Origin of the sequence: Coprococcus hominis (ex Arizal et al. 2022), assembly GCF_040094675.1 — a bacterium.
Lineage (GTDB): Bacteria > Bacillota > Clostridia > Lachnospirales > Lachnospiraceae > Coprococcus_C > Coprococcus_C hominis.
The window spans coordinates 15,180-40,426 of sequence record NZ_JBBNHG010000034.1 but is presented as its reverse complement, the minus strand read 5'-3'; the positions used below and the strand labels follow the sequence as shown (position 1 = coordinate 40,426).

The following is a 25,247-nucleotide window of genomic DNA, read 5'->3' as shown; positions in this document are numbered from 1 at the left end:
AGAAATGTGACGTATCATCTGAAATGGTGGTGCGTCTTTTTCATATTGATGGTATAATAAGCGTAAGAATACCAAGTAATATAGAAGGAATCGGGGATTATGGCACATAAGATATTGATGGTGGAGGACGATTTTGCCCTCGCAATGGGAACGGAATATGCGCTTACTTCGGAAGGCTATGCGGTGGCAACCGCAGGAAATCTGGCACAGGCGCGTGAGAAATTCGACGATAGCATCGACCTTGTGCTGTTGGATGTGATGCTGCCGGATGGAACTGGATTTGAGTTTTGCAAGTAACTTCGGGAGAAGAACAGCGATGTCCCGATTATATTTCTGACGGCGGTTGCAGAGGAAGCAAATATTGTTCAAGGGCTGGAGATTGGGGCGGATGATTATGTGACGAAACCGTATCGTGTGAAGGAATTGCTGGCGCGGGTAGCAGTGAATATCCGGCGTTATACGCAGGCACGGCAGACGAGTCAAGAAAATAGCAATCGTGTTGTGACATTTGGAAATACGGCCTACGACGGCGAAGCATTTGTTCTGACACAGCATGGAGAGAAGCTTGATTGTACGACGAGCGAGCTGCGGTTGTTGCGGTTTTTATTGCAGCATCGTGGACAGGTGATCAGTCGGAGTGCGATCATGGAACAGCTCTATGATATTGATGGAGAGTTTTTCGAGGACAATACACTTTCGGTCTATATCAAACGACTTCGACAGAAATTAGGGGAAGATGGAGCTTATATTGAGACGGTGCGTGGAATGGGGTACCGGTTCCGGAAGTAATTGTGAGTACATATGGTGCAGGTGATTCGTTTCGGAAGCAGATTGTAAAAATAGTTTGAAACGCATTGCTGCTGGATAATATATACAGGTGAAAAGTTACGAATTACAACAATTTCATAAGCGATTTTTCTTATATGGCGGTATCGCATACAACATATACGCTGTTTTTGTTGTGCTTGTTCTTTGGCTGCGCGGCTGGCAGTTATGGGCGACGCTGTTACTTGGCTGTCTGCTGCTTGGAAGTGCTTACGTGGCAGGGCGTCGTTCAATCGGTACTATGAGCCGGGAGCTACGGGCAATCGTAGATATTATGAACCAGATTCTCGAAGCACCGGAACAGGTTCCGGCAGAACCATATAAGCAGGGCGAACTTGGAGAATTATATACGAATCTGTACAAGCTGGTGCAGGCGTTAAAGGAGAGTAACCGCAAGGAGCAAGAGGAGAAGATCTTTCTGAGGGATATTATGTCGGATATTTCCCATCAGCTGAAAACACCGCTTGCGTCGCTCACGGTATTTTTAGATCTGCTGTATGATGGACGCGTGCCAGATGTTGACAAACAGAAGCAGATGCTTTTGGAATCAAAAAATCAGGTCAGCCGTATGGAATGGATGGTGCTGTCCATGTTGAAACTTGCGCGTATCGAGGCGGGCGCCATCCAGTTTGAGAAGCATCCGTGCAGTCTATATGCGATTGTGGCGCAGGCGAAGGAGAGCGTCGCATATCTGACGGAGAAACGCGGGCAGCAGATTGATGTGCAGATCGACGAGAAACAGATGCTTGTCTGCGATGGAGACTGGCTGACCGAAGCAATCATCAATCTGTTGAAAAATGCATCGGACTATTCCGGCGAGCAGACGACGATCCATATCTGGACGGAAGACAATCCGATGTACACGCGCATTTATGTGAAGGATGAGGGCTGCGGCATCGCGGAGTCTGAACTGAAAAATATTTTCAAACGTTTCTATCGTATCAACAAAGAGGTCAATCCGAACAGTGTCGGAATCGGTCTTTCCCTGACGAAATCCATCGTCGAGGGCGTGGGTGGTAAGATCTCGGTACGAAGCGAGCTTGGCTGCTATACGCAGTTTATCCTGACGTTTGTGCATACATAAATATGTTTGAGGGTATGTGGTAAGCATAGACAGATTTAACAGAAAACATTTGAGTTATTCCAATCAAAGTGTTACACTCATAGAGAAGTATTGTTGAAAAGCAAATAAATGAGGTGTAGATATGGAACAGACAGGCGGAAAGTGGATGTCTCTGATCGGGGCATACATGATCGTAAAGGGAATTGTCAATCTGATATTGGGATTTTCGGTTGGAAATATTGTGACGCTGCTAATCAGTGGTGTACTCGCATTCCTGATCATCAAGGGCGTGCCATATATGAATTATGTGACCGGCGCGTATCTGGCGTTGATGAGCGTGATACATATCATCCCGAATATTCAGGGACATCATTGGTTTTATCTGGCAGAGGGTATTATTGATCTGATTGCAGCAGTTGTGCTGTTCACAAGCGGAAGAACCAAAGAATCATAAAGCGAAAATAAAAACATGGAGGGAGCGAAAGTCCAGCCATGTTTTTCATTTATATAAAAATGGAGTGAACGTAAAATGAACGAACGATTAGACAAACAGATGGATTTCATCCGGGAGATCGACAAGGAGAAATTCATTACCCGGATGACGAAGTTAACTGATGGAAAACGTCGGGAAAATGATGCAGAACACGCATGGCATATGGCAATTATGACGATTCTGCTTTCCGAATATGCAAATGAGAAGATTGACGTGCTGCGGACAGTCACGATGCTCTTAATCCACGATCTGGTGGAAATCGATGCGGGAGACACTTACGCCTATGATGAGGAAGGCAAGAAGACGCAGGAAGCGCGGGAGAAGAAAGCGGCAGACCGCATCTACAATCTGCTTCCAGCGGATCAGGCGAAGAAACTGTATGATATCTGGCTGGAGTTCGAGGCGAAGGAGACGCCGGAAGCGAAGTTTGCACGCGCGATGGATAACCTGCAGCCGATGATGCTCACTGCAAGTACAGGTGGCTTTGACTGGAAAGACCGGGGCGTGCGTGCGGAACAGGTAATGAAGCGCAACGAGATCACGCCGGAAGGTTCGAAGACGTTGTGGGATTATGCATACGATAATTTCCTGAAGCCGAATATTGAGAATGGAAATCTACAGTAATGGAGGCGAAACATCGTGTCCGGAGAGACGAAAAGTAAGAAAAAATATGAGATTGATATGTGCAACGGTGCCATCCTGCCGAAGCTGCTGGCGTTCACGCTGCCACTGATGTGTTCGAGCGTGCTGCAGCTTTTATTCAATGCGGCTGATATCATCGTTGTTGGAAACTTTGCAGGGGATACGGCGCTTGCAGCAGTCGGAAGCAACACAGCGCTCATCAATCTGTTGACGAACTTTTTCCTGGGACTGTCAATTGGTGCAAATGTACTGGTGGCGCGGTTCTATGGTGCGAAGGCAGAGGAAGATGTCAGCGATACCGTACATACGGCGATGCTTTTGAGTGTTTTCAGCGGCATCATTCTGACTGTGATCGGTTGTATCGGAGCGAGACAGATTCTGATCTGGATGCAGACACCAGAGGATGTACTTCCGCTTGCGACAACGTATCTGCGCATTTATTTTATAGGTATGACATCCATGATGGTATATAACTTCGGCAGTGCCATCCTGCGTGCGGTCGGAGATACGAAACGACCACTTTACTACCTGTCGGCGGCAGGTGTTATCAATATTGGACTGAACCTGCTTTTTGTAATCGTGTTCCGTATGAGCGTGGCAGGTGTTGCACTGGCGACGGTTATTTCTGAGACGATCTCTGCCAGTCTGGTCATCCGCTGTATGATGAAGGAGAAGGGCAGTATCCGTCTGACGCCATCAAAGCTTCGCATTCATCCGAAGCGGTTTGCAGAGATTCTGCGGATCGGACTCCCGGCGAGTCTGCAGGGCGTGATTTTTGCGATATCAAATGTCATTATCCAGTCGTCCGTCAATTCTTTTGGATCGACGGTCGTTGCCGGGAATTCTGCGGCTAGCAATATCGAGGGCTTTGTGTATGTATCGATGAACTCATTTTATCAGGGTACGATCAGCTTCACGAGCCAGAATGTCGGCGCGGGCAAATACGAGCGTGTGAATAAAATTTTATTTACGGCACAGGCATGCGTGATCGTGACCGGTCTGGTGCTTGGCAATCTGGCGGTATTCTTCGGACCGGATCTGCTTGGATTTTATACGAGAAGTGCGGCTGTGAAAGCGGCTGGTATGAATCGTCTGAAGATTATATGTACAGTTTATGCGCTGTGTGGTATTATGGATGTCATGGTTGGCTCACTGCGCGGACTTGGGTATTCCGTGATGCCGACGATCGTATCTCTGATTGGTGCGTGCGGACTCCGACTGTTGTGGATATTTACATTTTTCCGCATATACGAGCAGTTCCATACACCGCAGTCGCTGTATCTGACCTATCCGGTAAGCTGGATCATCACGATCTGCGCACACGTGGTCTGCTTTGTGATTGTGCGTCGTAGGATAAGCAGGCGGTTGAAGACACAGAGCATGGCACAGTAACGCACAAACATATTTGGCATGCGGTATTTGATGATGCAGATCATGCGGACGGTACATGTGTATGCAGAAAATAATTCTGGGAATAAATAAGGTATAAATTTTAATATAAAGGAGACTTACGATGAAACAGGGTATCATATTTGACATGGATGGCACATTGTGGGATTCTGCGGATGGAGTCGCAAAATCATGGACACAGGTGATTCAAAACGAGTATAAGAAAGATATGGCAGTTACCGAGCAGGATATCAAGCGGGTGATGGGCAAAACAATGGACGTGATAGGAGATATTTTTTTCCCGGAGCTTACTTCGGCGGAACAGAAATCTCTGGTTGGAAAATGCGGTGACTGGGAGAATGAGTATCTCCGCAGAAACGGAGGAAAACTTTACCCGGAGTTGGAGAATACACTGAAAAAACTCAAAGAACAGTATCATCTGTATATCGTAAGTAACTGCCAGAGTGGCTATATCGAGGCATTTCTGGACTATTATAATTTTGGACAGTATTTTGAAGATATTGAATGTTATGGAAATAACGAGAAGAGCAAGGGGGATAACATCCGTCTTGTGATGGAGCGAAATGGTCTGGAGCAGACCATCTATGTCGGGGATATCCAGGGCGATTATGATGCGACGATGCAGGCGGGTGCGACCTTCATCCATGCAAAATATGGATTTGGAACGATCAATACAGAAGTTGCAGAAATCGAGAAGTTCAGTGACCTTCCGGAAGTGGCTGCCAGAGTGTTTCAGGAGATGAAAGCGTAACTGCCGCAGAACAGGATGACGAATGTGCGCACAATGAAAGAAGAGGGAGACTGGTAGATTGGAACAGACGATGCAGGCAGAAAAAACAGAAGTTATACGCACGGGAATTACAGGCAGTACGCTCAAGATCATTGCTATGATCACGATGCTGATTGATCACATTGGGGCAACCATTGTGTTACAGCTTGTCCAGCGAAATTCGGATAATTTTGATGCATTTGGAAATGTGCGTATGACAGGGATGGTTATCCTGTATTATGTTCTGCGTGGCATTGGCAGATTGGCATTTCCCATTTTTATTTTTCTGTTGCTAGAGGGATTTCAGTATACACATAACCGGTTTCTCTATATTGGACGACTGCTGCTTTTTGCGATTATTTCGGAGATTCCGTTTGATCTGGCAGTGAATCTGTCGACGAATAGCATCTTGAAAGGGCATGTATTGGAATTTACCAGCCAGAATGTATTCTTTACACTGGCAATCGGCATGATTGTGCTGACGGTATTGGAGGGACTGCGAGTCCTGCAAATAGATACGATTTTGAAAACGATTCTGATCGTTGGTGTGACTGCGCTTGGGGCAGCACTTGCATATGCGTTGCATACTGATTATGGTGCGATTGGCGTATTGGCAATCTGTGCGGCGTATGGATTCCGGAATCAAAAAAAGGAACTGCAGATGGCAGTTCCCTGTATTGTATTATCGGTATTAAACATGTCAGAATTATGTGCGCTTGCGGATGCTGGCATTGTGCACTTCTATAATGGGAAGCGTGGCTTAAAACTAAAATGGGTATTTTACATATTCTATCCGCTGCATTTGCTGATTCTTGCAGGCATCTGCGTGCTGCTTTTTAAATAGAAAATATTATGCATAATTGTTATACATCAGACCACTGTAAACAGACTGCGTATAGGTTGCGGTCTGTTTTTCTTTTGCGTTCGGATATGTCACGATCAGGCGGTCGATGTAAGCGAGCGGATCTAAGGTCAGACGATTCACTGTCTTTCCGATATCTGCCCGAAGGCTGGAATTTTCTCCAAACAGTGTATTTAATGTATCGTACGAAATGCCGTTTGCCTGTGCAACATCAAACTGCATGCGATGATCCTCGCCAATGGTAATGCCGATGGAGGCAAGCTGTTCCTCATGACGTGTGACAATACCAGAGATATCGTGATAGAGGTTGCGGCTTCCGATCGAGGTTGGCTCGCCCTCCTCGGAGAGGGTAACTAACTGATTGTATGCATCAGTGAAATTTGTCATTTGATCAACAAGTAGGCTTTTGTCCGGTGTGAACTGCACATTTACTGGTGTATCTGTGACCTTATGAAAATCAAATTCCGCAACTTGATTGATCGAGATATGATTGGAGGTTGAGGAATGCACCAGATCGTTGATGTAAAATCGCGCATTTTCCGGATAGGTCTGTATCTGATTGAGTCCGAAAGTATCAACTACTTCGGCACCCTGTTTTTTATCAAATGTAAAATATAAGGAAGAAACGGTCTCTGGCGTACCTGTATCCGCAGAAGCGAGCATAAGTGCACTCGTATTTCCTTCCTTTATAATAGAAGCGCGTACATCAATATGCCTGCGGTTGATCTGATCGGCAAGCTGTTCCTGCAAAGACAGGTTTGTATCAGCACCGGAAACAGACAATGTAAATGGGAGATTGCCATGTATCGTCTGCATGGAGAAGCTGTAGCTGCCCGGTGCAAGTGCCGTGCCGTCGGAATCAAGGTAAGTGCCGACATTTACCTGCTCGTTGGCAAGCTGGTCGATCTGCAGAGTCATATGATCCGGGAGTTCGCCAGACGCATGTGCACGGAAAGAACCAGATACCGCATCTGGATTATCTGTGAAGATCTGCTTCTTTGTGTAAAGCTCACTGTCTGGATTCGCCAATTGGTCGGTGATGTCACGCAGGGTTAGCGCCTGTTCCTTGATATCAATCATATGCTCCTGTCTCGATTCCGAGAGGGAAACCAGATAGAGCGGGGATGACTGATTGTATTTGGAAATACTGTTGTAAACCGCTTTGAGTTCGGAAGCCTTGTGCGTGCGTGTGCGACGCTTCGGTACAAGATCATGGTTTAAATAATTGTACACTTGTGATATATTCATATAAGAAGGCCTCCTTTCCCAATATAATGGTTTTGTTATAATTAAATATATTATAAATATCGTAAAAATTCAACTTTTTCCTTGACTTTATATGCAGGTTTTGTTATTCTAAAGCTTGCGATGGAAGAGGTCCTTTTTTTTTGCACGAAAAAAGAGGATTCTAAGATGTCATCTGTGAAAAAATAAATATGGAGGTGGACAGTTGTGCGTGTAAAAATTACATTGGCATGTCAGGATTGTAAACAGCGTAATTACAATATGACAAAGGATAAGAAAACGCATCCAGACAGAATGGAAACAAAGAAGTATTGTAAGTTCTGTAAGAAGCACACGATGCACAAGGAAACAAAGTAATCGGAGGAGTAGTCTATGTCAAAAAAAGAAGAGACTTCTTCACCTTCCTTGAAGAGAAGCTGGTTTCAGGAGCTGAAAGCAGAGTTCGGCAAGATCACTTGGCCGACAAAGGACAAGCTCGTGAGACAGTCTGCGGCTGTAATCGTGATTTCCGTAATTCTCGGATTTATCATTGCAGGTGTGGATTACCTGTTACAGATCGGTTTAACTTATATTGTTGGTTAGGTAGGTGAATGTATGTCAGAACTATTCGAAAACGAAGCTGCAACATCTGGAACACCAGAAAGCGGAATTCCGACCGATGGTGAGGCAAGATGGTATGTAGCTCATACCTACTCAGGTTATGAGAACAAGGTGAAAAATGATATCGAGAAGACTGTTGAAAACAGAAAGCTTCAAGAGCAAATCCTTGAGGTAACCGTACCGGTTCAGGAGGTAATTGAGACAACAAAGACAGGCGCGAAAAAGACAGTTCAGAGAAAGTTGTTTCCGGGTTATGTTCTGGTTCATATGTATATGAACGATGTTACATGGTATGTAGTTCGTAACACACGGGGTGTTACAGGATTTGTAGGTCCGGAATCCAAGCCGGTTCCTTTGACAGAGCGCGAGATGCGTGCGATGGGTATCGTGACTGAGGCACCAGTGGTTCACATTGATGTGGAAGTTGGCGATCAGATCAAGGTTATTACCGGAGCTTGGGAAGGCAATGTTGCTGTTGTTAAGGCAATTAACGAGAGCAAGAGAACCGTAACCATTGACGTTGACATTTTCGGACGTGCTACATCTGTTGAGATTGGATTTGGAGATATCCAGAAGATGTAAGAGGTTTAGGAGGTAGCTATAATGGCTAAGAAAGTAGAAGGATATATTAAATTACAGATTCCTGCAGGAAAGGCAACACCTGCACCACCTGTTGGTCCTGCACTTGGACAGCACGGTGTAAACATTGTACAGTTCACAAAGGAGTTTAATGCAAGAACTGCTGATCAGGGCGATATGATCATCCCTGTTGTTATCACAGTTTATGCAGATAAGAGTTTCAGCTTTGTAACTAAGACTCCACCGGCAGCAGTACTGCTTAAGAAGGCGTGCGGCCTTAAGTCAGCATCTGCAGCACCGAACAAGACAAAGGTTGCAAAGATTTCTAAGGCTAAGGTTCAGGAGATCGCTGAGCTGAAGATGCCAGACCTGAATGCAGCAAGCCTTGAGGCTGCTATGAGCATGATCGCTGGTACAGCTCGTTCTATGGGAATCGAAGTTGAGGACTAATAAGAAATAATCGTAGGAGGGTCGCTCCCGCAAAAACTACAGGAGGTTTATTTGAATGAAAACAGGTAAGAGATATTCAGAAGCTGCAAAGCTTATTGAAAAGACAAAAACATATGACTTAGAAGAGGCTGTTGCACTCGTTAAGAAAACAGCTAGCGCAAAGTTTGATGAGACAATCGAAGCTCACTTCCGTTTGGGCGTAGATGGTCGTCATGCAGACCAGCAGGTTCGTGGTGCAGTTGTTCTTCCTCACGGAACAGGTAAGACTGTAAAGGTTCTCGTATTTGCTAAGGGTAACAAGGTAGACGAGGCTCTTGCAGCAGGCGCTGATTACGCAGGTGGAGATGAGCTTGTACCAAAGATCCAGAACGAAGGCTGGTTGGATTTTGATGTTGTTGTTGCTACACCAGATATGATGGGTGTTGTTGGACGTCTTGGACGTGTCCTTGGACCAAAGGGCTTGATGCCAAATCCAAAGGCTGGTACAGTTACTATGGACGTAACAAAGGCAATCAACGATATTAAGGCTGGTAAGATTGAGTACAGACTTGATAAGTCAAACATTATCCACGTGCCAATTGGAAAGGCTTCTTTCACAGAGGAGCAGTTAACAGACAACTTCCAGACTTTAATAGATGCAGTTGTTAAGGCTAAGCCTGCAGCAGCAAAGGGACAGTACATTAAGAGCTTAGTAGTAGCTTCTACAATGGGTCCTGGCGTAAAGCTGAACGTTACAAAGTACTAAGATTTAGCCGTAACAGAGAAAAGAGTGTGAATGGATTCCGACACGGAGTGCATGCGCACTCTTTTTTTCTTGCTTTTCAGACGCAATAATAGTAAAATTAAAGTACTTGAGACATCGAGAAAGTAATTTATACCAAGGGGGTACAGACAATGGAAAAGGAACAGATTGTAACGAAACTTACGGAAGTGATTCATGATGTGTTACCGGAATTGGATGAGGTAGATATGCATGCAAATATGGTAAACGAATATGGCGTGAATTCCGTATCTTTGATTCGCCTGCTCGTAGCAGCAGAAAGCAAGTTTGATATTTCATTTACCGATTATGAGCTTGCACTCAGCGATTACGATTCGTTCAGCGATATTGCAGCAGTGATAGCGGAAAAATTAGCATAGATTGGGAGGAACAGTAAAATGGCAGATATGAAAAAATTACCAGTAACATATCCAATGATTACATCTTGGCAGTGGCATGCAACACTGTTTTCCATTCTCTCAGATGATGAGAATGCAAAGAAATGGATTTTCAGCAACTACATTCAGCTTCGTTGCTACAACATTCAGGAGATCTTCACAGGCGATGATATGCTTCTCGCAGATATGATGCCAGGAAGCAGCGCATTGAAGCAGTGTCCATACCTGATGTTCTCACTTCTTACGAAAGAGCAGATTCAGAGCTATTGTGGAAACATCATTGATTTCATTATCAAGACTATCGACCTGAATGGATATGTATATGGCGTATTTGATGAGGCAAAGATTTTGTGTGATGCAGAGGTAGATTACAAGTTCCCTCATGAGTTATTCATCTATGGATACAACCGTGACGAGGAAGTATTCTATGTAGGAGACTTCACATTCCAGGATCATTATTCATATAACACAGTCAGCTTCTCTGATCTGGAGCGTGGCTATGAAGTTATCACAGAGCAGGATGACCATGTATTTAAGGATGATCACAAGGGTGGCCGTGGATTGTATGTTGTTATGAAGAACACTGAGCATCCAATCTATGAAGTGGATATCGAGCTGATTAAGCAGACAATCAGTGAGTACCTGAATTCTCAGGATACAAAGGATCATTTCCGTATGCTTCGTAACCGTTTTGATGATACAACATTTGGTATCAAGGTTTATGACAAGGTGCTTGCACAGATCGAGAAGCAGCTGCATGCAGAGGAGCCAGATTTCGATATCCGTGCATTGCATGTAATGTATGACCATAAGGTTTTGATGTTAGAGCGTATTAAGTATCTGATGAATCACGGATTCCTGAAATACAATGAGGATACGATCAATGAGTACCAGACGGTTGTTCGTAATATGCTGACCGCTCGTAACCTGCTTGTCCGTATTTCTATCACAGGTGAGATTGAGTCTTCAGTCAGATTCAAGACATACCTCGATGCAGCAAAGGAGAAGGAAATCAGCATTCTCTTCCGTATTCTTGCAGAACTGGAAGATAAATAATATGACAAAGATTCATGTATCGGTTGTAAAAGTAAATCGTGAATACTTAGAACAACATTTTGATGAATTGGTCGAACGCTTATACCCGGAACGAAAGTCCCGGGTATTGGCTTTTCGTAGGCGGGAACCAGCATATACATCGATCGTAGCAGGTTTATTGTTGCAGACACTTGTAGAAGAAAAGCTTGGTATCTCCCCGCAGGCATTGGTGCTTGAAAAAAACGAGAATGGAAAGCCAACGGTACAGGGACATCCAGCGTTTTATTTCAATCTCTCCCATGCGGGTGATTATGTCGTGCTGGCGCACGGTGATGTGCCCCTGGGGGTCGATATCGAGCAGATCCGGGAAAAGGATAATCTGCGTGTTGCCAGACGTTGCTTTACCGAGCGGGAGTATGCTTATGTATCCGGACAAAAAGAGGTGGTATCTCAGGAGACGGCAGGTGCGCCTGGTGAGGTGGCGGAGAAATCGGGGTTCGAGCCGGATGACAGTTTGTGTGCAGAGCGGTTCTTCTATCTATGGACGATGAAAGAGGCATATCTGAAGCTTACAGGCGATGGAATCAGTGTGCCGCTCAATTCCTTTGAAATCGATCCGGTGCAGAAAACCGTCATTGGTACATCGTACCGGTATTTTATGCTTCGGATGGATGATTATTGGATTTCTGTGTGTGCGGAGGGGGATTGTACCGTGGAATACAGGCTGGATTCCTGCATCCGTTTTTGAGATGGTCGGTTATGCCGATCTTATGGAGACATCCGGGTTTGTACGTTTGGACTTTTGAGGATTTTGAAATTTGAAATTTGAATTCAATTTTGTTAAGAAATCGCTTGACATTTAGTTGAAACTACGATAGAATATCATCTGTTGTGAGACACAACACAGATGCGGTCGTAGCTCAGCTGGATAGAGCACTTGGCTACGGACCAAGGTGTCGGGAGTTCGAATCTTCTCGGCCGCATATCTTAAAGCTTTCCAATTTATTGGGAAGCTTTTTTTTCGTATAAATAAGGCAGATAAGACGAGAGAGTCGATCTTTAATTTTATAGTTAATATGCGAGCCATCAAAATGTAAATAAGGATGCAACATATCAACGAATTCTCAAGCAGACCATTGGAGCACATCAGCACTTAACGAGGAAAGTGACAATTCGTAGAATTGATACTTTGCGAGTTTAGTGTCTGCTATGTGCGGAAGTGAGCGAGAGCGGGTCTGCGGAGAATTACGTTGTATGTTGCATCCTTAAAATATATTAAATGGCTCGCAATTCAAAATAAAAAAGACGATCGAACCTCGACCGTCTTATAAGCTGGGCTACCAGGATTCGAACCTGGAAAATGCTGGAGTCAGAGTCCAGTGCCTTACCATTTGGCGATAGCCCATCATTATGAAGTTTGGAGACTCTTTTGTGTCTCACAAGATGGTATTATATTACATGTCTTTTGAAATTGCAAGCCTTTTTTGAAAAAAATTTACAAAAAGTTGAAACATACTACAATTCCGCCTACTTGTCAGGAATTGGATAAATAATTGTTTGACAAACGGAAACAAATACTATATGATTGCTTACGTTGAACGCTAGGAGAAAACAAAGATTTTTGTAAATCGATTGCGTAGTGAACAACCATTTGAAAGGAAGTAAGTATGAGCAGCGTAATATATGTGGTTCCGTGGGCCATTTGTGATACAGAAAGCATATATGTGAAGAAAGTCAAGGGCGACGATGTACAGGTGCCAGAGAAGGGCAGTGAGTTTAATTCATGGTGCATCCGAAACGTGATTGCAAGTCCGGATCGCAGAACAAAGGATACGTATGCGATTGTGGATGTATTCAATGGCTATAAGGAAAAGATGAATGAGAAGGGCATGTCTGTGTTCTCACTTACCAATTCACAGGATGTATTGGAAAATCTGGGCTTCCAGAAAGCGGATGATACAGAGGCATCATTTATAAAGAATAAAGTTTTGAAGTTGAATAAGGACAAGAAAAAATAGACCACGCATGTTTGTGGTCTATTTTTTAGAAAGTAGGAGAAAATGATAGAAATTGGAAAATGGAATGATCTGAAAGTCATTCGTTCGAAAGACTTTGGTATATACCTTGGTGAAGAGGACAGCTCGACGGCAGAGACGGTGCTGCTTCCGAGAAAACAGGTGCCGGAGGGTGTGAAAGCCGGCGCATCCCTGCGCGTCTTTATTTATCGTGATTCACAGGACCGAATCATTGCAACAACGAATACACCATTGATTACAGTCGGTGAGGTAAAGAAGCTGCAGGTGAAGAGCGTGACAAGCTTAGGTGCATTTATGGACTGGGGGCTGGAACGTGACGTGCTGCTTCCATTTAAAGAACAGACGGCGAAGGTGGAGGCTGGAAAGTCCTATCTGGTGCGGATGTATGTGGATAAATCCGGACGTCTGGCAGTGTCAATGAAGATAGGAAAAGAATTGCAGCCAATCGAAGGCTACGAAGAAGGACAGGATTTCGTTGGAACCGTGTATGAGTTCAAGAAGGATTTTGGCGCATTTGTGGCAATTGACGACAAATATCCGGGACTCATCTATACAAGTGAATTGTATGCGCCAGTGCGGGTCGGCGATGAAGTACATGGCAGAATCGTAAAGATCCGTCCGGATGGAAAGGCAGATCTCGCGTTGCGGAAGTTTGCGTATGCGCAGATGGAAGAGGACAGTGAGATGGTATATGCCGTTATAAAGAGTTATAAGGGCGTTTTGCCGTTTACAGATAAGGCAGATAAGGATATAATCAAGAAGGAGTTCGGACTCAGTAAAAACGCGTTTAAGCGCGCCTGTGGACGTCTCTTAAAAGAGGGAAAGATCCGCATTACGGAGAAGACAATCGAACTCGTTGATTAGATAACATTTATAGGAGGTACTTATATTATGAAGACAGTGATTCAGACACCAAAGGCACCAGCCGCAATCGGACCATATTCACAGGCAATTGCAGTTGGAGATATGATTTATACATCAGGTATGATTCCAATCATTCCAGAAACGGGCGAGCTTGAGACAGGCGATGTTAAGGCACAGGCAAAACAGGCAATCGGAAACCTGATCGCGCTGTTGAATGAGGCAGGCAGCGATGCAGACCATGTGATAAAGACAACGGTATTCATCAAGGATATGAATGATTTTGCAGCAGTAAATGAAGTATATGCGACATTTTTTGAGAAGGACTGTCCGGCACGTTCGTGCGTAGAGGTTGCAAGACTTCCAAAGGATGTGAAGATTGAAATCGAAGCAATCGCAATCAAAAAATAATATAATAAGTATATTGAACAGTAAAAACAAGTGAAAACGCTCGATTATGTTATTTTCTGCTTGCATAATTACATATGAGTGGTAAAATAAAGGGCAGATAATACGCATGAGGGAAAGGAAGTAATAAATCATGAGCAAAAATATTGATTGGTCTTCACTCGGCTTTGGCTATGTGCAGACAGACAAGCGTTTCGTATCAAACTATAAGAACGGTGCATGGGATGATGGTGTACTGACCGAGGATGCAACAGTTAATCTGAGTGAGTGTGCCGGAGTTCTTCAGTATGCACAGACCTGTTTTGAAGGTTTGAAAGCATATACAACAGAGAAGGGACAGATCGTGATTTTCCGTCCTGACTTAAATGCATCCCGTATGGCAGATTCCTGCAAGCGTCTGGAGATGCCTGTATATCCGGAGGATAAGTGGGTTGATGCAGTCGTAAAGACAGTAGAGGCGAATATTGACTGGGTACCACCATATGGTTCCGGTGCAACCCTGTACATCCGTCCATATATGTTCGGCAGCAACCCGGTTATCGGTGTAAAGCCAGCGGATGAGTATCAGTTCCGTGTATTCTGTACACCAGTTGGTCCTTACTTCAAGGGCGGTGCAAAGCCAATCGTAATCCGTGTCAGTGATTATGACCGTGCAGCACCTCATGGAACAGGTCATATCAAGGCTGGATTGAACTACGCTATGAGCTTATATCCAATCGTAGATGCACATAATCAGGGCTTCGCTGAGAATATGTATCTGGATGCTGCAACACGTACAAAGGTAGAGGAGACAGGTGGAGCAAACTTCATCTTCGTTACAAAGGATGGCACATTGGTAACACCAAAGTCAGACAGTATCCTTCCTTCTATCACACGTCGTTCATTGATGGTAGTTGCGGAGAAGTACCTTGGCATGAAGGTGGAGCACAGAGAGGTTTACTTCGATGAGGTTAAGGATTTCGCAGAGTGTGGTCTGTGTGGTACAGCTGCAGTTATCTCTCCAGTTGGAAAGATTAACGACCACGGCAAGGAAATCTGCTTCCCAAGTGGAATGGAAGAGATGGGACCATATACAAAGAAGCTGTATGACGCTCTGACAGGTATCCAGATGGGACGTATCGAGGCACCAGAAGGCTGGATTAAGGTAATCAAATAATTTATGAATAAAAAAATATTAACCATCACAATTCCCTGCTATAATTCGCAGGACTATATGAAGAAGTGCGTGGATCACGCATTGCTTGGTGGCGAACTGGTAGAAATACTGATTGTGGATGATGGATCTACAGACGACACCGCGAAGATCGCAGATGCCTATGCGGAGAAATATCCGACGATCGTAAAGGCAATTCATAAAGAAAATGGTGGGCATGGCGATGCGGTGAATACCGGTATCGCTCATGCAACCGGAGTCTATTTCAAGGTCGTTGACAGTGATGACTGGCTTGATAAAGAAGCCTATAAGCAGGTGTTGAAGGTCTTGAAGAAGCTTGTGGAAGATGAGAAGGATTTAGATGTCCTGCTCTCCAACTATATCTATGATAAGGTGGAACGCCGGAAGAAGCGTGTCATGCGTTATCATGGTGCTTTGCCGGAGAAACGGATCATAAGCTGGGAAGACAGCCGGATTCGGTTCAACAAGTTTCAGTATGTATTGATGCATTCGGTGATTTACCGGACACAGCTGCTGAAGGACTGCGGACTGCAGCTTCCGAAGCATACATTTTATGTGGATAATCTCTATATCTTTGAACCGATGATCCATGTGAAGAAGCTGATGTACTTAAATGTCGACTTGTATCACTATTATATTGGCAGAGAAGGACAGTCGGTCAATGAAAAGACGATGATGAAGCGGATCGATCAGCAGATGCTTGTCAATCGGACGCTGATCCAGTTTTTCAGTGAGAACCGAAAAGAACTCCCTCCACAGATGTACCGTTTCCTGTTCCAGTACTTAGATATGATGATGTGTGTTGCATCGAGTATCTGTGTTGTATCGAAGGACAAGGAGCTGTATAAGAAGAAAAAAGAGCTGTGGAAGTATCTGAAGGATACGGATGCAGAATTATACAAGGAGCTTCGAACAACGTTGTTTGGAATCACATTCAATCTGCACGGACCAACGGGCAGATGGTTTGCAAGAACCGGATATCGTCTGTTCCAGAAGTTGTTTGGATTTAATTAGACAAATAAAAAAATTCCGAAGTTTGTTTATATCAGACTTCGGAATTTTTTATTTATCATTGTTTCTTTCTGCCCCAAGGGATTACATAGACAATCGGATAGAGGATTGCTGCCAGCGCAAATGCACCGATGACATCCCATACGGAATGCTGCTTCAAAAACATGGTAGATAAGATGATCAGGATGCCGATGATTGTTGCGATTACCTTGATCCATGTTTTATCTTTCATGCCCTTGCTCCTGTACAGGGCAACGAGACAACCAAGTGTGTTAAATACGTGCAGACTTGGGAATACGTTCGTGCTTGTGTCTGTCTTATACAGCATCTTGACGAGTTTTGCACACAGGTTATTGTTGTAGGAGATATCCTGCCGCAGATCCAGACCATTGTGCCAGATGGTGCAGATGATCAGGAAAATCGTCATGCCGCTGAACAGATACGCACAGCATTGATAATATTCTTTCTTGGAATAGAAAAATTCATAGCCGACAATCGCCGGGACGAACAAAAACCACATAAAATACGGAATAATAAAATATTCACAGAACGGAATCTTGTAGTCGATTGGCATCGATACAAGATGAAAATCCGTAGTTACTGTCTTTTCCAGCCACATAAACCATGGCATGTAGAAAACGATGTAGAGTAGTGTCCATATGTGGTTATATTTTCTGATGAATTTTCCTGCCTTCATAAGGGGGTGTGAAAACCTTTCTTTTTCTTTTGTGTCACAAATCTGTTTGCCGACAGGAGTTAGTATATCATGCTTCCTCAGAATGTGCAATCGCAGCGCCAACAAATCCTAAGAATAATGGATGAGCTTTGTTAGGACGACTCTTAAACTCTGGATGCGCCTGTGTTCCGATAAACCAAGGGTGATCTGGAAGCTCGATCATTTCTACGATATGACCATCTGGAGATAAACCAGACAGGAGCATGCCGTGATCGGTCAGAACCTTTCTATAATCGTTGTTTACCTCATAACGATGTCTGTGACGTTCGTTGATGTGGTCCGTACCATATAACTGGTATGCTTTTGAACTCTTATCAAGTACACAAGGATAAGAACCAAGTCTTAGTGTTCCGCCTAAGTCTGTGACACCATTCTGGTCAGGCATGATATGGATGACCTGATGGCTGGAACTAGGGTTGAACTCGGAGCTGTTCGCATCCGGATAGCCGACAACATTTCTTACGAATTCCACGATGGTAAGCTGCATACCAAGACATAAGCCAAGGTATGGAATCTTGTTCTCCCGTGCATAGGTAATTGCCTCGATCATACCCTCGATACCACGGTCGCCGAAACCACCTGGAACTAAGATACCGGATACATCTCCTAAGATCTCTGCAACATTTTCCTTTGTTACAAGTTCGGAATCTACCCACTTGATCTCAACATCCGCACGATGTGCGACACCGGCATGCTTCAGGGATTCTACAACAGAGATGTAAGCGTCGTGCAGGCTGACATATTTTCCAACTAAAGCGACACGTACCTTCTTTTGCGGATGCTTCCAGTTGTCCACCATGGTGATCCAGTCGTCAAGATCTGGCTTTGGACATGGGATATGGAGGCATTTGCAGGCCGCATCGGCAAGCTTCTCGTGCTCCATAGCAAGTACCACTTCATATAATACATCCACGTCCAGATTCTGGATGACACATTCGCTAGGAACGTTACAGAAGCTGGCAATCTTATCTTTAATTGCTTTGTCTAACGGAAGGTCGGAACGGCAAACCAAGATATCTGGCTGGATACCAAGTGACTGACAAGTTTTTACACTTGCCTGTGTCGGCTTTGTCTTCAGTTCGCCGGATGATTTTAAGTAAGGAATCAGTGTGACGTGGATCATGATGCAATTCTCATGTCCGACATCCAACTGAAACTGACGAATGGCTTCCATGTACGGCTGGCTCTCGATATCGCCGACAGTACCGCCAACTTCGATGATCGCAATCTCATCGTCTTTTGCATCTGGATTGCGATAGAAACGATCTTTGATTTCATTTGTAATATGAGGGATGATCTGAACCGTATGACCGCCGAAATCGCCACGGCGCTCCTTGTTCAGGATGCTCCAGTAAACCTTTCCTGTTGTCACGTTAGAACCCTTGTTCAGACTCTCATCGATAAAACGCTCGTAGTGTCCAAGATCCAGATCGGTTTCTGCACCGTCATCTGTTACAAATACTTCGCCATGCTGAATCGGATTCATGGTTCCTGGATCCATATTGACATATGGATCAAATTTCTGGCTGATCACTTTGTATCCGCGCGCTTTCAACAGACGTCCAAGTGATGCCGCGGTAATTCCTTTACCGAGACCGGATACAACGCCGCCAGTGACAAAAATGTACTTTACTGCCATAGCTCATTCCTCTTTCCGTTTGATTTTTATATTATCATTCTTTTTGCTTTAGAAAAATTCAAAAATCATTATAAACGAAAAGGAAAACGAAGTCAATTACAAATGGTTAGAATAAAACATAAGCTGAAAGACGCGGTTATCCTTTTTATTCTGCCGGAACAAATATTTGCCGGATTTTCCCATTTTGCGGTAGGATTTCACGTCTTGATACTTCGTTACAATGTTCAAAAACTGTTGTTTCTCCTCTGGCACATGGTAGATTCGTTCAAAGGATTTTGCCTGTCTGGAGATGTGACCGCCATTTGTACGGCTCTGCTTCAGGCGGCGGAAGAATTTGGAACAGCCGGAAGGGGCTGCTGCACCGAGCGCATTTCCCGCATGCTGACGGTACTTGTAGTGCGCTGCGCTGTCATAGCAGACTTCGCCGAAGCATGAAGCAACGAGATAGAGCCACCAATCGTGCATATAGATATCCTGAGGCATGCTGATCCGGATATAAGACATAAGTGCCTGGTTAAATACGATACTGGCACCGCGTGCGATGTTCTCAATCAATGCGTTCCGGAAATCTGGAACCAGCTCTTTGCCTGCGGTCTGCATAGACTCCGGAAGCAGGTTCAGTGCATCGTCCGTGTTCCAGGCATCACAACAGTAGAGAAGTGGTGTGGCAAATGTACGGATCTGGGAATCATTCTTCTTTTTCTTTGGGGATTTTGATTTGCGCATCTGTTCAAGCTTCTGGCAGGCGATGGAAAGCTTGTCTTCGTCCCACACATCGTCCTGATCGGAGAGGGCATAGAAATCCACATCCGGGTCAGATAATTCGAACAGACGAAAGAAAGAAGCGACCACGCCGCAGTTTTCGCCACATAGGTAACAAATGTTATCGTGGAGCGCGGCATAGGCGCGCAGGATATCCACGGTGCCATCGGAAGAACCGTCGTCGCGGACGAAGAGCTTCACGGCAACATTTTTCTGATTCAAGATACTGTCTAATTGTTGTTTCAAGTAAGTTTCGCCATTGTAAGTAGATAGCAGAACCTGAACTGTATACATAATAGTCTCCTTTTATAAATGCAATGTCGTAGACCGTTAATCGGTCAACTCTGTATAAATCGTAGTCATAAGGTTGTGCACAAGTGCAATATCAAAATATTTTTTGCAGTTCGCGTGGTTTTCCGTACCAAGTGCCTGTGCAAGTGCCGGATCATCGAGAATTTTATTGATTTTTGCTGCATATGCGTCTGCGTCCTTCGTTGGAAGCAGGTAATGCTTGCTGCTTGTATGTGGCTCTGAGGCAAGCAGATCGCGGTTTCCGCGGATATCCGAAGCGATGATTGGAAGTCCGGCAGCCATCGCCTGCATGACAGCGACGGATAATCCCTCCTGAAAGCTTGTAAATAAAAACAAATCCGCGCAGTGATACAGATCCAGCACATCCGTATGATAGCCCGCGAAAAATACACGGTCACCAACCTGCAGTTTCTGCGCTAGTTCCTTTAACGATGGTTCGAGAACGCCTTTGCCACAGATCGCAAGGATTGCATCATCACGGTTGGACTTGGCAAATGCGCGAATCGAAGTCTCTACGTTCTTACGTGGAATCAATTCCGCAACCGTCAGTATAATCTTCTTGTCGGACGGCAGACCGAATCGTCTGCATACATCCGCTTTGTCAACACAGATGGAAGCAATCGTATCCGTATCCACGCCAACGCCTGGTACATAATGGACATTTGGGTGATGAAACCGTCGTTTCGCCGCCTGATAATCCTCCTGATTTAAGGTAATCAGACAATCTGTTACATGGGACAGCCATTTTTCAACATTGTAATAAAGCAGATAATTCTTGATACCCGCACCACGGAAGAAGTGAAAACCGTGGACAAAGTAGATTACTTTTGTGCCATCTTTACGGAATTTCTTCGCGGCAAGCCGACCGACGACACCGCCAAATGGTGTTTGTGTATGCACGATCTGGCAAGGGTGGTTCCGCATATAGCGTTTCAGAATCCGGATGGACTTAAACGCTTTCCCAAGTTCTGTGATCTTCCGTGGAATCGGCAGATCGATGATCTCGATATCCTGTGCAGCAAGCTCGCTTGCGAACGCATGGATGCGTTCCACCGTGCTTGAATTCCCTTCCTGAAAATTCGCAGCAACGGAGATCGTGTAGCCCATATCCTGTAAGATGCGGATATTATCTTTATTAAAATGGTCGATCATTGATGCGGAATTCGCAATCAATAAGGCATGTTTTTCCATATACTAATGTCCTGTTTGTGTTCTTATAATCTCATTGTAGTCGTATGGGAAAATCCGTGATACAGATTTCCGTAATCAATATAAATTATACTACAAAATGTAATTCAATACAATTCAATACAATTCAATACAATGCAAGACATCGGAATAATGTGCACAGTGTGCGTCGTGGAAATATGTATAAAATAACTGCGAGCAATATAAAAAAATATGCTATACTTTTAAATTGGATCAAGAAATGAAATTACAATAGTTATGTTATACAAGGAGAAATACTATGAAATTTGCACATATTGCAGATGTTCATCTGGGGACGAGAAGAGAAACACCGTATCTGTATGACGGATTTTTAAATTTTATTGACTACATGGAACTGCATCCGGTGGATATGATCTTTATTACCGGAGATCTGTTTGATCATGTGCCAACGAAGGAAGATATCATGTTTGTTGATACGCAGCTGGCACGTCTGCCGAAGACCGATATCCTGTATGTCACGGGAGAGTGCGATTATCTTGCCAGGGACAGTGTTCTTTGGAACTATGAATTTGTATCACGGACGTATCTGCTCAATTGCGAGGATATTCATAACCATGTGCCGGATGGGGAGCGTGCGGAGCGCAATTCCTATGCGGAAGGTATCGCGGATAGTCTGCATTTTGCAAAATACAATGTCGATGTCTACGGAATCTGCCAGTATAGCGCGCAGAATGAACGAAATGATTTCGACAGTGTATATGCCAGAAATCTCCGGGCAGTCAATATCTTTCTTGGACATGGAGGAAGTGCAAGGGTTTGTCCGTTTGATGTGGAAGATTTTGGAGGAAAAAATTTTGGGTATATCGGGCTTGGACATAAGCATCAGTATCTGGCATTTGAGAAGCAGCATGTATATTATCCGGGAAGTTTGGAGCCGATCAATGAGGACGAAACTGGAGAACATGGGTTTATCTATGGATATATCGACAAGCAGTTGACGAGTGTGAAATTTGTTCCAATCGCGATGCGCAGATTTGAGGAGAAGAAGGAAGAAAAACCGGAGTTTGATTATGAGCTGTTGCAGGAATTAAACAGGGAGAATGCATTTGGTAAATGTCTGCAGACGTTTGACCAGAAGCAGACGGAGCAGGCACAGATGGCAAAGAAGAAATATGCGGACGGCATGTTGGCAAGCTTGCAGGAGCTGACGGGAAAACAGGCATTATCCACATACACACCGACACAGGTTGCAGAGGCGTGGGCGGAGCAGCAGTCACAGTTAAAGGCGGGACTGCAATCCTTGCAGCAGGAAATTGCTGCAAATGAGCAGGAACAGGCGGAACTCGAGGAAAAGCTTCTGGCGTGTCCGGATCAGACGGGGACGACGAATGTGCTGCATGAGGATATTGGAAAATTGCAGTTTGATCTGTCAAAATTAGAGTTTGAGGATCAGCAGGTGGACAAGAAATACAGCCGGAGACGGCTTGGGTTTGTCCTGTGGATTGATACGCCGCTTGCAATCGTATTGTCTCTGCTTGTCACGGTAGGCATGATCGATGTATTTTTTATGCAGGCATGGGAAGCGTGGTTCCGGTTGGTAACAAGTCTGATCGGATTTGAAATTGCATTTACGATTATAGGTTTTTGCGTGTATAATATGACAAAGATGCTGCGGAAGAAGTTGTTTGGCACAGAGATTCCTGTGGAGACACATGCGCGGCTGCAAAGTCAGATTCGTTTGTTGGAGAGTAAGATTCACGATCTGCAATTGGAAGAAAGTTCAAGATTTTTAGATCAGAAAAACTACGACGAGAACAGCCGGAGGATGAAAGAGGTACAGAAGCAGTACCAGCAGCTGTTGGAAAAATCAGAGGTGATCTTGTCTGTGCTGGATGTGAATGCTGACAAGATGGTGAAAGAATAAAAGTATAAACAGATATGGAATTACAAAAATTATACAGCAAGGTGCGGCAGGCGGTGGACGCTTACCAGATGATCGAGGATGGCGATAAGATTGCAATCGGTATCTCTGGCGGAAAGGACAGTCTGACACTCTTGTATGTACTGGCTGGAATGCGAAAATTTTATCCGAAGAAATATGATGTCGTAGCGATCACGGTTGACACTGGCGTAGGAAATATGGATTTTTCTAAGGTGAAAGAACTGTGCGAGTCGTTAAATGTTCCATATGAGATCATTCTGACGCAGATATTTCCGATCTTGATGGAGCGGCAGGAGAAGCGGATGTGTCCGCTCTGTGCGAAGTTGCGGAAGGGCGCATTTAATGAGGCCGCACTTCGACTGGGATGTAATAAGATTGCATATGCGCATCATAAAGACGATGTCGTGGAGACATTTCTGATGTCACAGGTATTAGAAGGACGGGTACATACATTTTCGCCAGTGACGCATCTGGATGGTACAGAGCTTGATCTGATCCGGCCGCTTGTGTATGTGACCGAGGCGGAGGTGCGTGGGTTTATGCGGCGGTATCAGCTTCCTGTGGTGAAGAATCTGTGCCCTGTGGATGGTGCGACGAAGCGGGAGGCAGCCAAGCAGATGTTAGCACATATGGAGGAAGAATTCCCGAAGGCGAAAAGCCGGATGTTCGCGGCAATCCAGCGCGATCATATTGATGGCTGGTAAAATTATGCCTGCTTCTATGGAAATTTGAATTGATTTTTCGGGGCATCTGTGCTATCATGTCAGATGTTGGATTGATTTCCAATTTTATCGGTGCGTGGCTCAGCTTGGTAGAGCGCTGCGTTCGGGACGCAGAGGTCGTGGGTTCGAATCCCGTCGCACCGATTTTTTTGTACCCTTTTTTAGTAGGAAAGGAGGATCCGGCATGAAATTATTACTTGCAGAAGATGAAGTGGATATGTCCGAGGCGTTGGTCGACATTCTCACCTATCACAAGTATACGGTGGATGCCGTGTTTGATGGGGAAGAAGCACTCGATTACGCAACAATCGGCGAATACGATGGAATCATATTGGATATCATGATGCCGAAGATGAGTGGCCTGGAAGTGCTGCAGAAGCTGCGGAGCCGCGGTGACCGGACACCGGTGTTACTGCTTACGGCAAAGGCAGAGGTCGAAGACCGGATTGCGGGGCTGGATATGGGAGCCGACGATTATCTTCCGAAGCCATTTGCGATGGGCGAGCTGCTTGCGCGCATCCGGGCAATGCTCCGGCGCAAGGGAGAATTTACTCCGGAGATCGTGAAATGTGGAGACCTGTCGCTCATATATTCAGATGATGAATATAGCAGTTACAGCAACATCTTCGGCAATGCCAAGACAGATATTACAGACGAGGATAAAGACCGTCTGATCGCTTCGCTGAAGTCTCTGAATGAGAATTCAGACATTGAAGATGTGGTAAATATGGACGAGGTAATACGATACTTTGTTGTGCACAATTTCGTCTGCAACTTCGACAGCTATACCGGTTCGATGATCCATAATTATTATTTGTACGAGGAGGATGGACAGCTTTCGATGATTCCGTGGGATTATAATCTTGCATTTGGCGGATTCTCTGCGGGCAGCGGAGACGGTGATTCGGCAACATAGATGGTGAACTATCCGATTGATACGCCGGTTTCTGGTGGAACAGTAGATTCCCGTCCGATGCTTGCGTGGATCTTTGTAGATGAGAGCTATACGGAACTGTATCACACGTATTTTGATACGTTTATCTCCGAGTATTTTGAAAGCGGATATTTCGAGAATCTGATTGCATCTTATGTCGAGCAGGACCCGACGAAATTCTGTACCTATGAGGAGTTCGAGACAGGCGTGGATACGTTGAAATCGTTCTGTCTGCTCCGTGCAGAGAGCATCCGCGGACAGGAATCCATCTACAAGTGATGGGCAGCAGGAAGATGATTCCACACTCGTCGAAGCTTCATCCATTTCCCTTACGGATATGGGAAGCATGGGACATGGCGGCGGTACACCGGGCGGTGGTGAGCGGCCGGATTAAAACTTATAATAGAAA

30 protein-coding genes, 3 tRNA genes and 1 pseudogene are annotated in these 25,247 nt (G+C 44.8%); 28 read left to right on the top strand and 6 right to left on the bottom strand.

The window, feature by feature from the left end:
- Nucleotides 1-99: 99 nt before the first annotated feature.
- The 8 genes and pseudogenes from AAAT93_RS09860 to AAAT93_RS09825 all read left to right on the top strand — a co-directional run.
- Nucleotides 100-426 (top strand): annotated as a pseudogene (locus AAAT93_RS09860) (response regulator transcription factor); the annotation flags it as partial.
- Nucleotides 415-789 carry a winged helix-turn-helix domain-containing protein gene (locus AAAT93_RS09855; RefSeq protein WP_331682257.1) on the top strand — a complete coding sequence of 125 codons (375 nt, stop codon included), beginning with the start codon at nt 415-417 and terminating at the stop codon, nt 787-789. The pseudogene AAAT93_RS09860 and the gene AAAT93_RS09855, both read left to right, overlap by 12 nt.
- Before the next feature lie 88 nt (nt 790-877).
- On the top strand, nt 878-1,909 hold the full coding sequence (locus AAAT93_RS09850) for a sensor histidine kinase (RefSeq protein WP_227573365.1): 1,032 nt from the start codon (nt 878-880) through the stop codon (nt 1,907-1,909).
- A gap of 121 nt (nt 1,910-2,030) precedes the next feature.
- Nucleotides 2,031-2,342 carry a DUF308 domain-containing protein gene (locus AAAT93_RS09845; RefSeq protein ID WP_021984638.1) on the top strand — a complete coding sequence of 104 codons (312 nt, stop codon included), beginning with the start codon at nt 2,031-2,033 and terminating at the stop codon, nt 2,340-2,342.
- A gap of 75 nt (nt 2,343-2,417) precedes the next feature.
- The gene (locus tag AAAT93_RS09840) at nt 2,418-3,005 is read left to right on the top strand and encodes an HD domain-containing protein (protein ID WP_021984637.1); all 588 of its coding nucleotides are present in this window, start codon (nt 2,418-2,420) and stop codon (nt 3,003-3,005) included.
- 57 nt (nt 3,006-3,062) lie between these two features.
- On the top strand, nt 3,063-4,415 hold the full coding sequence (locus AAAT93_RS09835) for an MATE family efflux transporter (protein ID WP_118671429.1): 1,353 nt from the start codon (nt 3,063-3,065) through the stop codon (nt 4,413-4,415).
- 121 nt (nt 4,416-4,536) lie between these two features.
- Nucleotides 4,537-5,184, top strand: coding sequence for an HAD family hydrolase (locus AAAT93_RS09830; protein WP_021984635.1), 648 nt, complete (start codon nt 4,537-4,539; stop codon nt 5,182-5,184).
- A gap of 58 nt (nt 5,185-5,242) precedes the next feature.
- The gene (locus tag AAAT93_RS09825; RefSeq protein WP_227573364.1) at nt 5,243-6,046 is read left to right on the top strand and encodes a TraX family protein; all 804 of its coding nucleotides are present in this window, start codon (nt 5,243-5,245) and stop codon (nt 6,044-6,046) included.
- Between the two features lie 6 nt (nt 6,047-6,052).
- Here the strand turns inward: AAAT93_RS09825 and fliD are convergent, their stop codons facing one another.
- Nucleotides 6,053-7,312, bottom strand: a complete 1,260-nt coding sequence (fliD, locus tag AAAT93_RS09820; RefSeq protein WP_021984633.1) for a flagellar filament capping protein FliD — start codon at nt 7,310-7,312, stop codon at nt 6,053-6,055.
- 204 nt (nt 7,313-7,516) lie between these two features.
- Between fliD and rpmG the strand changes: the two genes are divergently transcribed.
- The 9 genes from rpmG (at nt 7,517) to AAAT93_RS09775 (ending at nt 12,114) form a co-directional block, all read left to right on the top strand.
- Nucleotides 7,517-7,666 (top strand): 50S ribosomal protein L33, encoded by a 150-nt coding sequence (rpmG, locus tag AAAT93_RS09815; protein ID WP_021984632.1) that lies wholly within the window; start codon nt 7,517-7,519, stop codon nt 7,664-7,666.
- Between the two features lie 15 nt (nt 7,667-7,681).
- Entirely contained in the window at nt 7,682-7,891 is a 210-nt protein-coding gene (gene secE, locus AAAT93_RS09810) for a preprotein translocase subunit SecE (protein WP_021984631.1), read from the top strand.
- A 12-nt stretch (nt 7,892-7,903) separates the two neighbouring features.
- The gene (nusG, locus tag AAAT93_RS09805) at nt 7,904-8,491 is read left to right on the top strand and encodes a transcription termination/antitermination protein NusG (RefSeq protein WP_021984630.1); all 588 of its coding nucleotides are present in this window, start codon (nt 7,904-7,906) and stop codon (nt 8,489-8,491) included.
- A 21-nt stretch (nt 8,492-8,512) separates the two neighbouring features.
- Entirely contained in the window at nt 8,513-8,938 is a 426-nt protein-coding gene (rplK, locus tag AAAT93_RS09800; protein ID WP_021984629.1) for a 50S ribosomal protein L11, read from the top strand.
- A 55-nt stretch (nt 8,939-8,993) separates the two neighbouring features.
- On the top strand, nt 8,994-9,683 hold the full coding sequence (rplA, locus tag AAAT93_RS09795) for a 50S ribosomal protein L1 (RefSeq protein ID WP_021984628.1): 690 nt from the start codon (nt 8,994-8,996) through the stop codon (nt 9,681-9,683).
- 149 nt (nt 9,684-9,832) lie between these two features.
- Nucleotides 9,833-10,078 carry an acyl carrier protein gene (locus AAAT93_RS09790; RefSeq protein ID WP_021984627.1) on the top strand — a complete coding sequence of 82 codons (246 nt, stop codon included), beginning with the start codon at nt 9,833-9,835 and terminating at the stop codon, nt 10,076-10,078.
- Nucleotides 10,079-10,096: 18 nt separating this feature from the next.
- On the top strand, nt 10,097-11,152 hold the full coding sequence (locus AAAT93_RS09785) for a hypothetical protein (RefSeq protein ID WP_021984626.1): 1,056 nt from the start codon (nt 10,097-10,099) through the stop codon (nt 11,150-11,152).
- A gap of 1 nt (nt 11,153) precedes the next feature.
- The gene (locus AAAT93_RS09780; protein ID WP_182432453.1) at nt 11,154-11,879 is read left to right on the top strand and encodes a 4'-phosphopantetheinyl transferase family protein; all 726 of its coding nucleotides are present in this window, start codon (nt 11,154-11,156) and stop codon (nt 11,877-11,879) included.
- Nucleotides 11,880-12,040: 161 nt separating this feature from the next.
- Nucleotides 12,041-12,114, top strand: a tRNA-Arg gene (locus AAAT93_RS09775).
- A 349-nt stretch (nt 12,115-12,463) separates the two neighbouring features.
- Here the strand turns inward: AAAT93_RS09775 and AAAT93_RS09770 are convergent.
- Nucleotides 12,464-12,536: transfer RNA gene (locus AAAT93_RS09770), tRNA-Gln, on the bottom strand.
- 262 nt (nt 12,537-12,798) lie between these two features.
- Here AAAT93_RS09770 and AAAT93_RS09765 point away from each other — a divergent pair.
- The 5 genes from AAAT93_RS09765 (at nt 12,799) to AAAT93_RS09745 (ending at nt 16,624) form a co-directional block, all read left to right on the top strand.
- Nucleotides 12,799-13,149 (top strand): hypothetical protein, encoded by a 351-nt coding sequence (locus tag AAAT93_RS09765; RefSeq protein WP_021984625.1) that lies wholly within the window; start codon nt 12,799-12,801, stop codon nt 13,147-13,149.
- 42 nt (nt 13,150-13,191) lie between these two features.
- Nucleotides 13,192-14,031 carry a CvfB family protein gene (locus AAAT93_RS09760; RefSeq protein WP_196021499.1) on the top strand — a complete coding sequence of 280 codons (840 nt, stop codon included), beginning with the start codon at nt 13,192-13,194 and terminating at the stop codon, nt 14,029-14,031.
- A 27-nt stretch (nt 14,032-14,058) separates the two neighbouring features.
- Complete coding sequence (locus tag AAAT93_RS09755; RefSeq protein ID WP_118374440.1) at nt 14,059-14,439, top strand: RidA family protein; 381 nt, start codon at nt 14,059-14,061, stop codon at nt 14,437-14,439.
- A 127-nt stretch (nt 14,440-14,566) separates the two neighbouring features.
- A complete protein-coding gene (locus AAAT93_RS09750; protein ID WP_117781301.1) occupies nt 14,567-15,592 on the top strand; it encodes a branched-chain amino acid aminotransferase in 1,026 nt (341 codons plus the stop codon).
- Nucleotides 15,593-15,595: 3 nt separating this feature from the next.
- Entirely contained in the window at nt 15,596-16,624 is a 1,029-nt protein-coding gene (locus AAAT93_RS09745) for a glycosyltransferase family 2 protein (RefSeq protein WP_021984621.1), read from the top strand.
- A 55-nt stretch (nt 16,625-16,679) separates the two neighbouring features.
- Here AAAT93_RS09745 and AAAT93_RS09740 read toward each other — a convergent pair whose 3' ends face one another.
- From AAAT93_RS09740 to AAAT93_RS09725, 4 genes are all read right to left on the bottom strand, one after another.
- Nucleotides 16,680-17,252: a phosphatase PAP2 family protein gene (locus AAAT93_RS09740; protein ID WP_227573363.1), complete on the bottom strand. Its 573-nt coding sequence runs from the start codon at nt 17,250-17,252 to the stop codon at nt 16,680-16,682.
- 133 nt (nt 17,253-17,385) lie between these two features.
- Nucleotides 17,386-18,996: a CTP synthase gene (locus tag AAAT93_RS09735; protein ID WP_021984619.1), complete on the bottom strand. Its 1,611-nt coding sequence runs from the start codon at nt 18,994-18,996 to the stop codon at nt 17,386-17,388.
- 96 nt (nt 18,997-19,092) lie between these two features.
- Nucleotides 19,093-20,052 carry a glycosyltransferase family 2 protein gene (locus AAAT93_RS09730; RefSeq protein ID WP_118546110.1) on the bottom strand — a complete coding sequence of 320 codons (960 nt, stop codon included), beginning with the start codon at nt 20,050-20,052 and terminating at the stop codon, nt 19,093-19,095.
- 36 nt (nt 20,053-20,088) lie between these two features.
- A complete protein-coding gene (locus tag AAAT93_RS09725; protein ID WP_227573362.1) occupies nt 20,089-21,261 on the bottom strand; it encodes a glycosyltransferase in 1,173 nt (390 codons plus the stop codon).
- Nucleotides 21,262-21,538: 277 nt separating this feature from the next.
- Between AAAT93_RS09725 and AAAT93_RS09720 the strand changes: the two genes are divergently transcribed.
- From AAAT93_RS09720 to AAAT93_RS09695, 6 genes are all read left to right on the top strand, one after another.
- Entirely contained in the window at nt 21,539-23,164 is a 1,626-nt protein-coding gene (locus AAAT93_RS09720; RefSeq protein WP_021984616.1) for a metallophosphoesterase family protein, read from the top strand.
- 14 nt (nt 23,165-23,178) lie between these two features.
- Nucleotides 23,179-23,886 carry a tRNA lysidine(34) synthetase gene (locus tag AAAT93_RS09715; protein ID WP_227573361.1) on the top strand — a complete coding sequence of 236 codons (708 nt, stop codon included), beginning with the start codon at nt 23,179-23,181 and terminating at the stop codon, nt 23,884-23,886.
- Nucleotides 23,887-23,974: 88 nt separating this feature from the next.
- A tRNA-Pro gene (locus AAAT93_RS09710) sits at nt 23,975-24,048 on the top strand.
- 40 nt (nt 24,049-24,088) lie between these two features.
- Nucleotides 24,089-24,820, top strand: a complete 732-nt coding sequence (locus AAAT93_RS09705) for a response regulator (RefSeq protein ID WP_021984614.1) — start codon at nt 24,089-24,091, stop codon at nt 24,818-24,820.
- Nucleotides 24,821-25,117 (top strand): cotH protein, encoded by a 297-nt coding sequence (locus tag AAAT93_RS09700; protein ID WP_021984613.1) that lies wholly within the window; start codon nt 24,821-24,823, stop codon nt 25,115-25,117.
- On the top strand, nt 25,077-25,232 hold the full coding sequence (locus tag AAAT93_RS09695) for a hypothetical protein (RefSeq protein ID WP_227573360.1): 156 nt from the start codon (nt 25,077-25,079) through the stop codon (nt 25,230-25,232). Before AAAT93_RS09700 ends, AAAT93_RS09695 begins: the two co-directional genes overlap by 41 nt.
- The last annotated feature ends 15 nt before the right edge of the window (nt 25,233-25,247 follow it).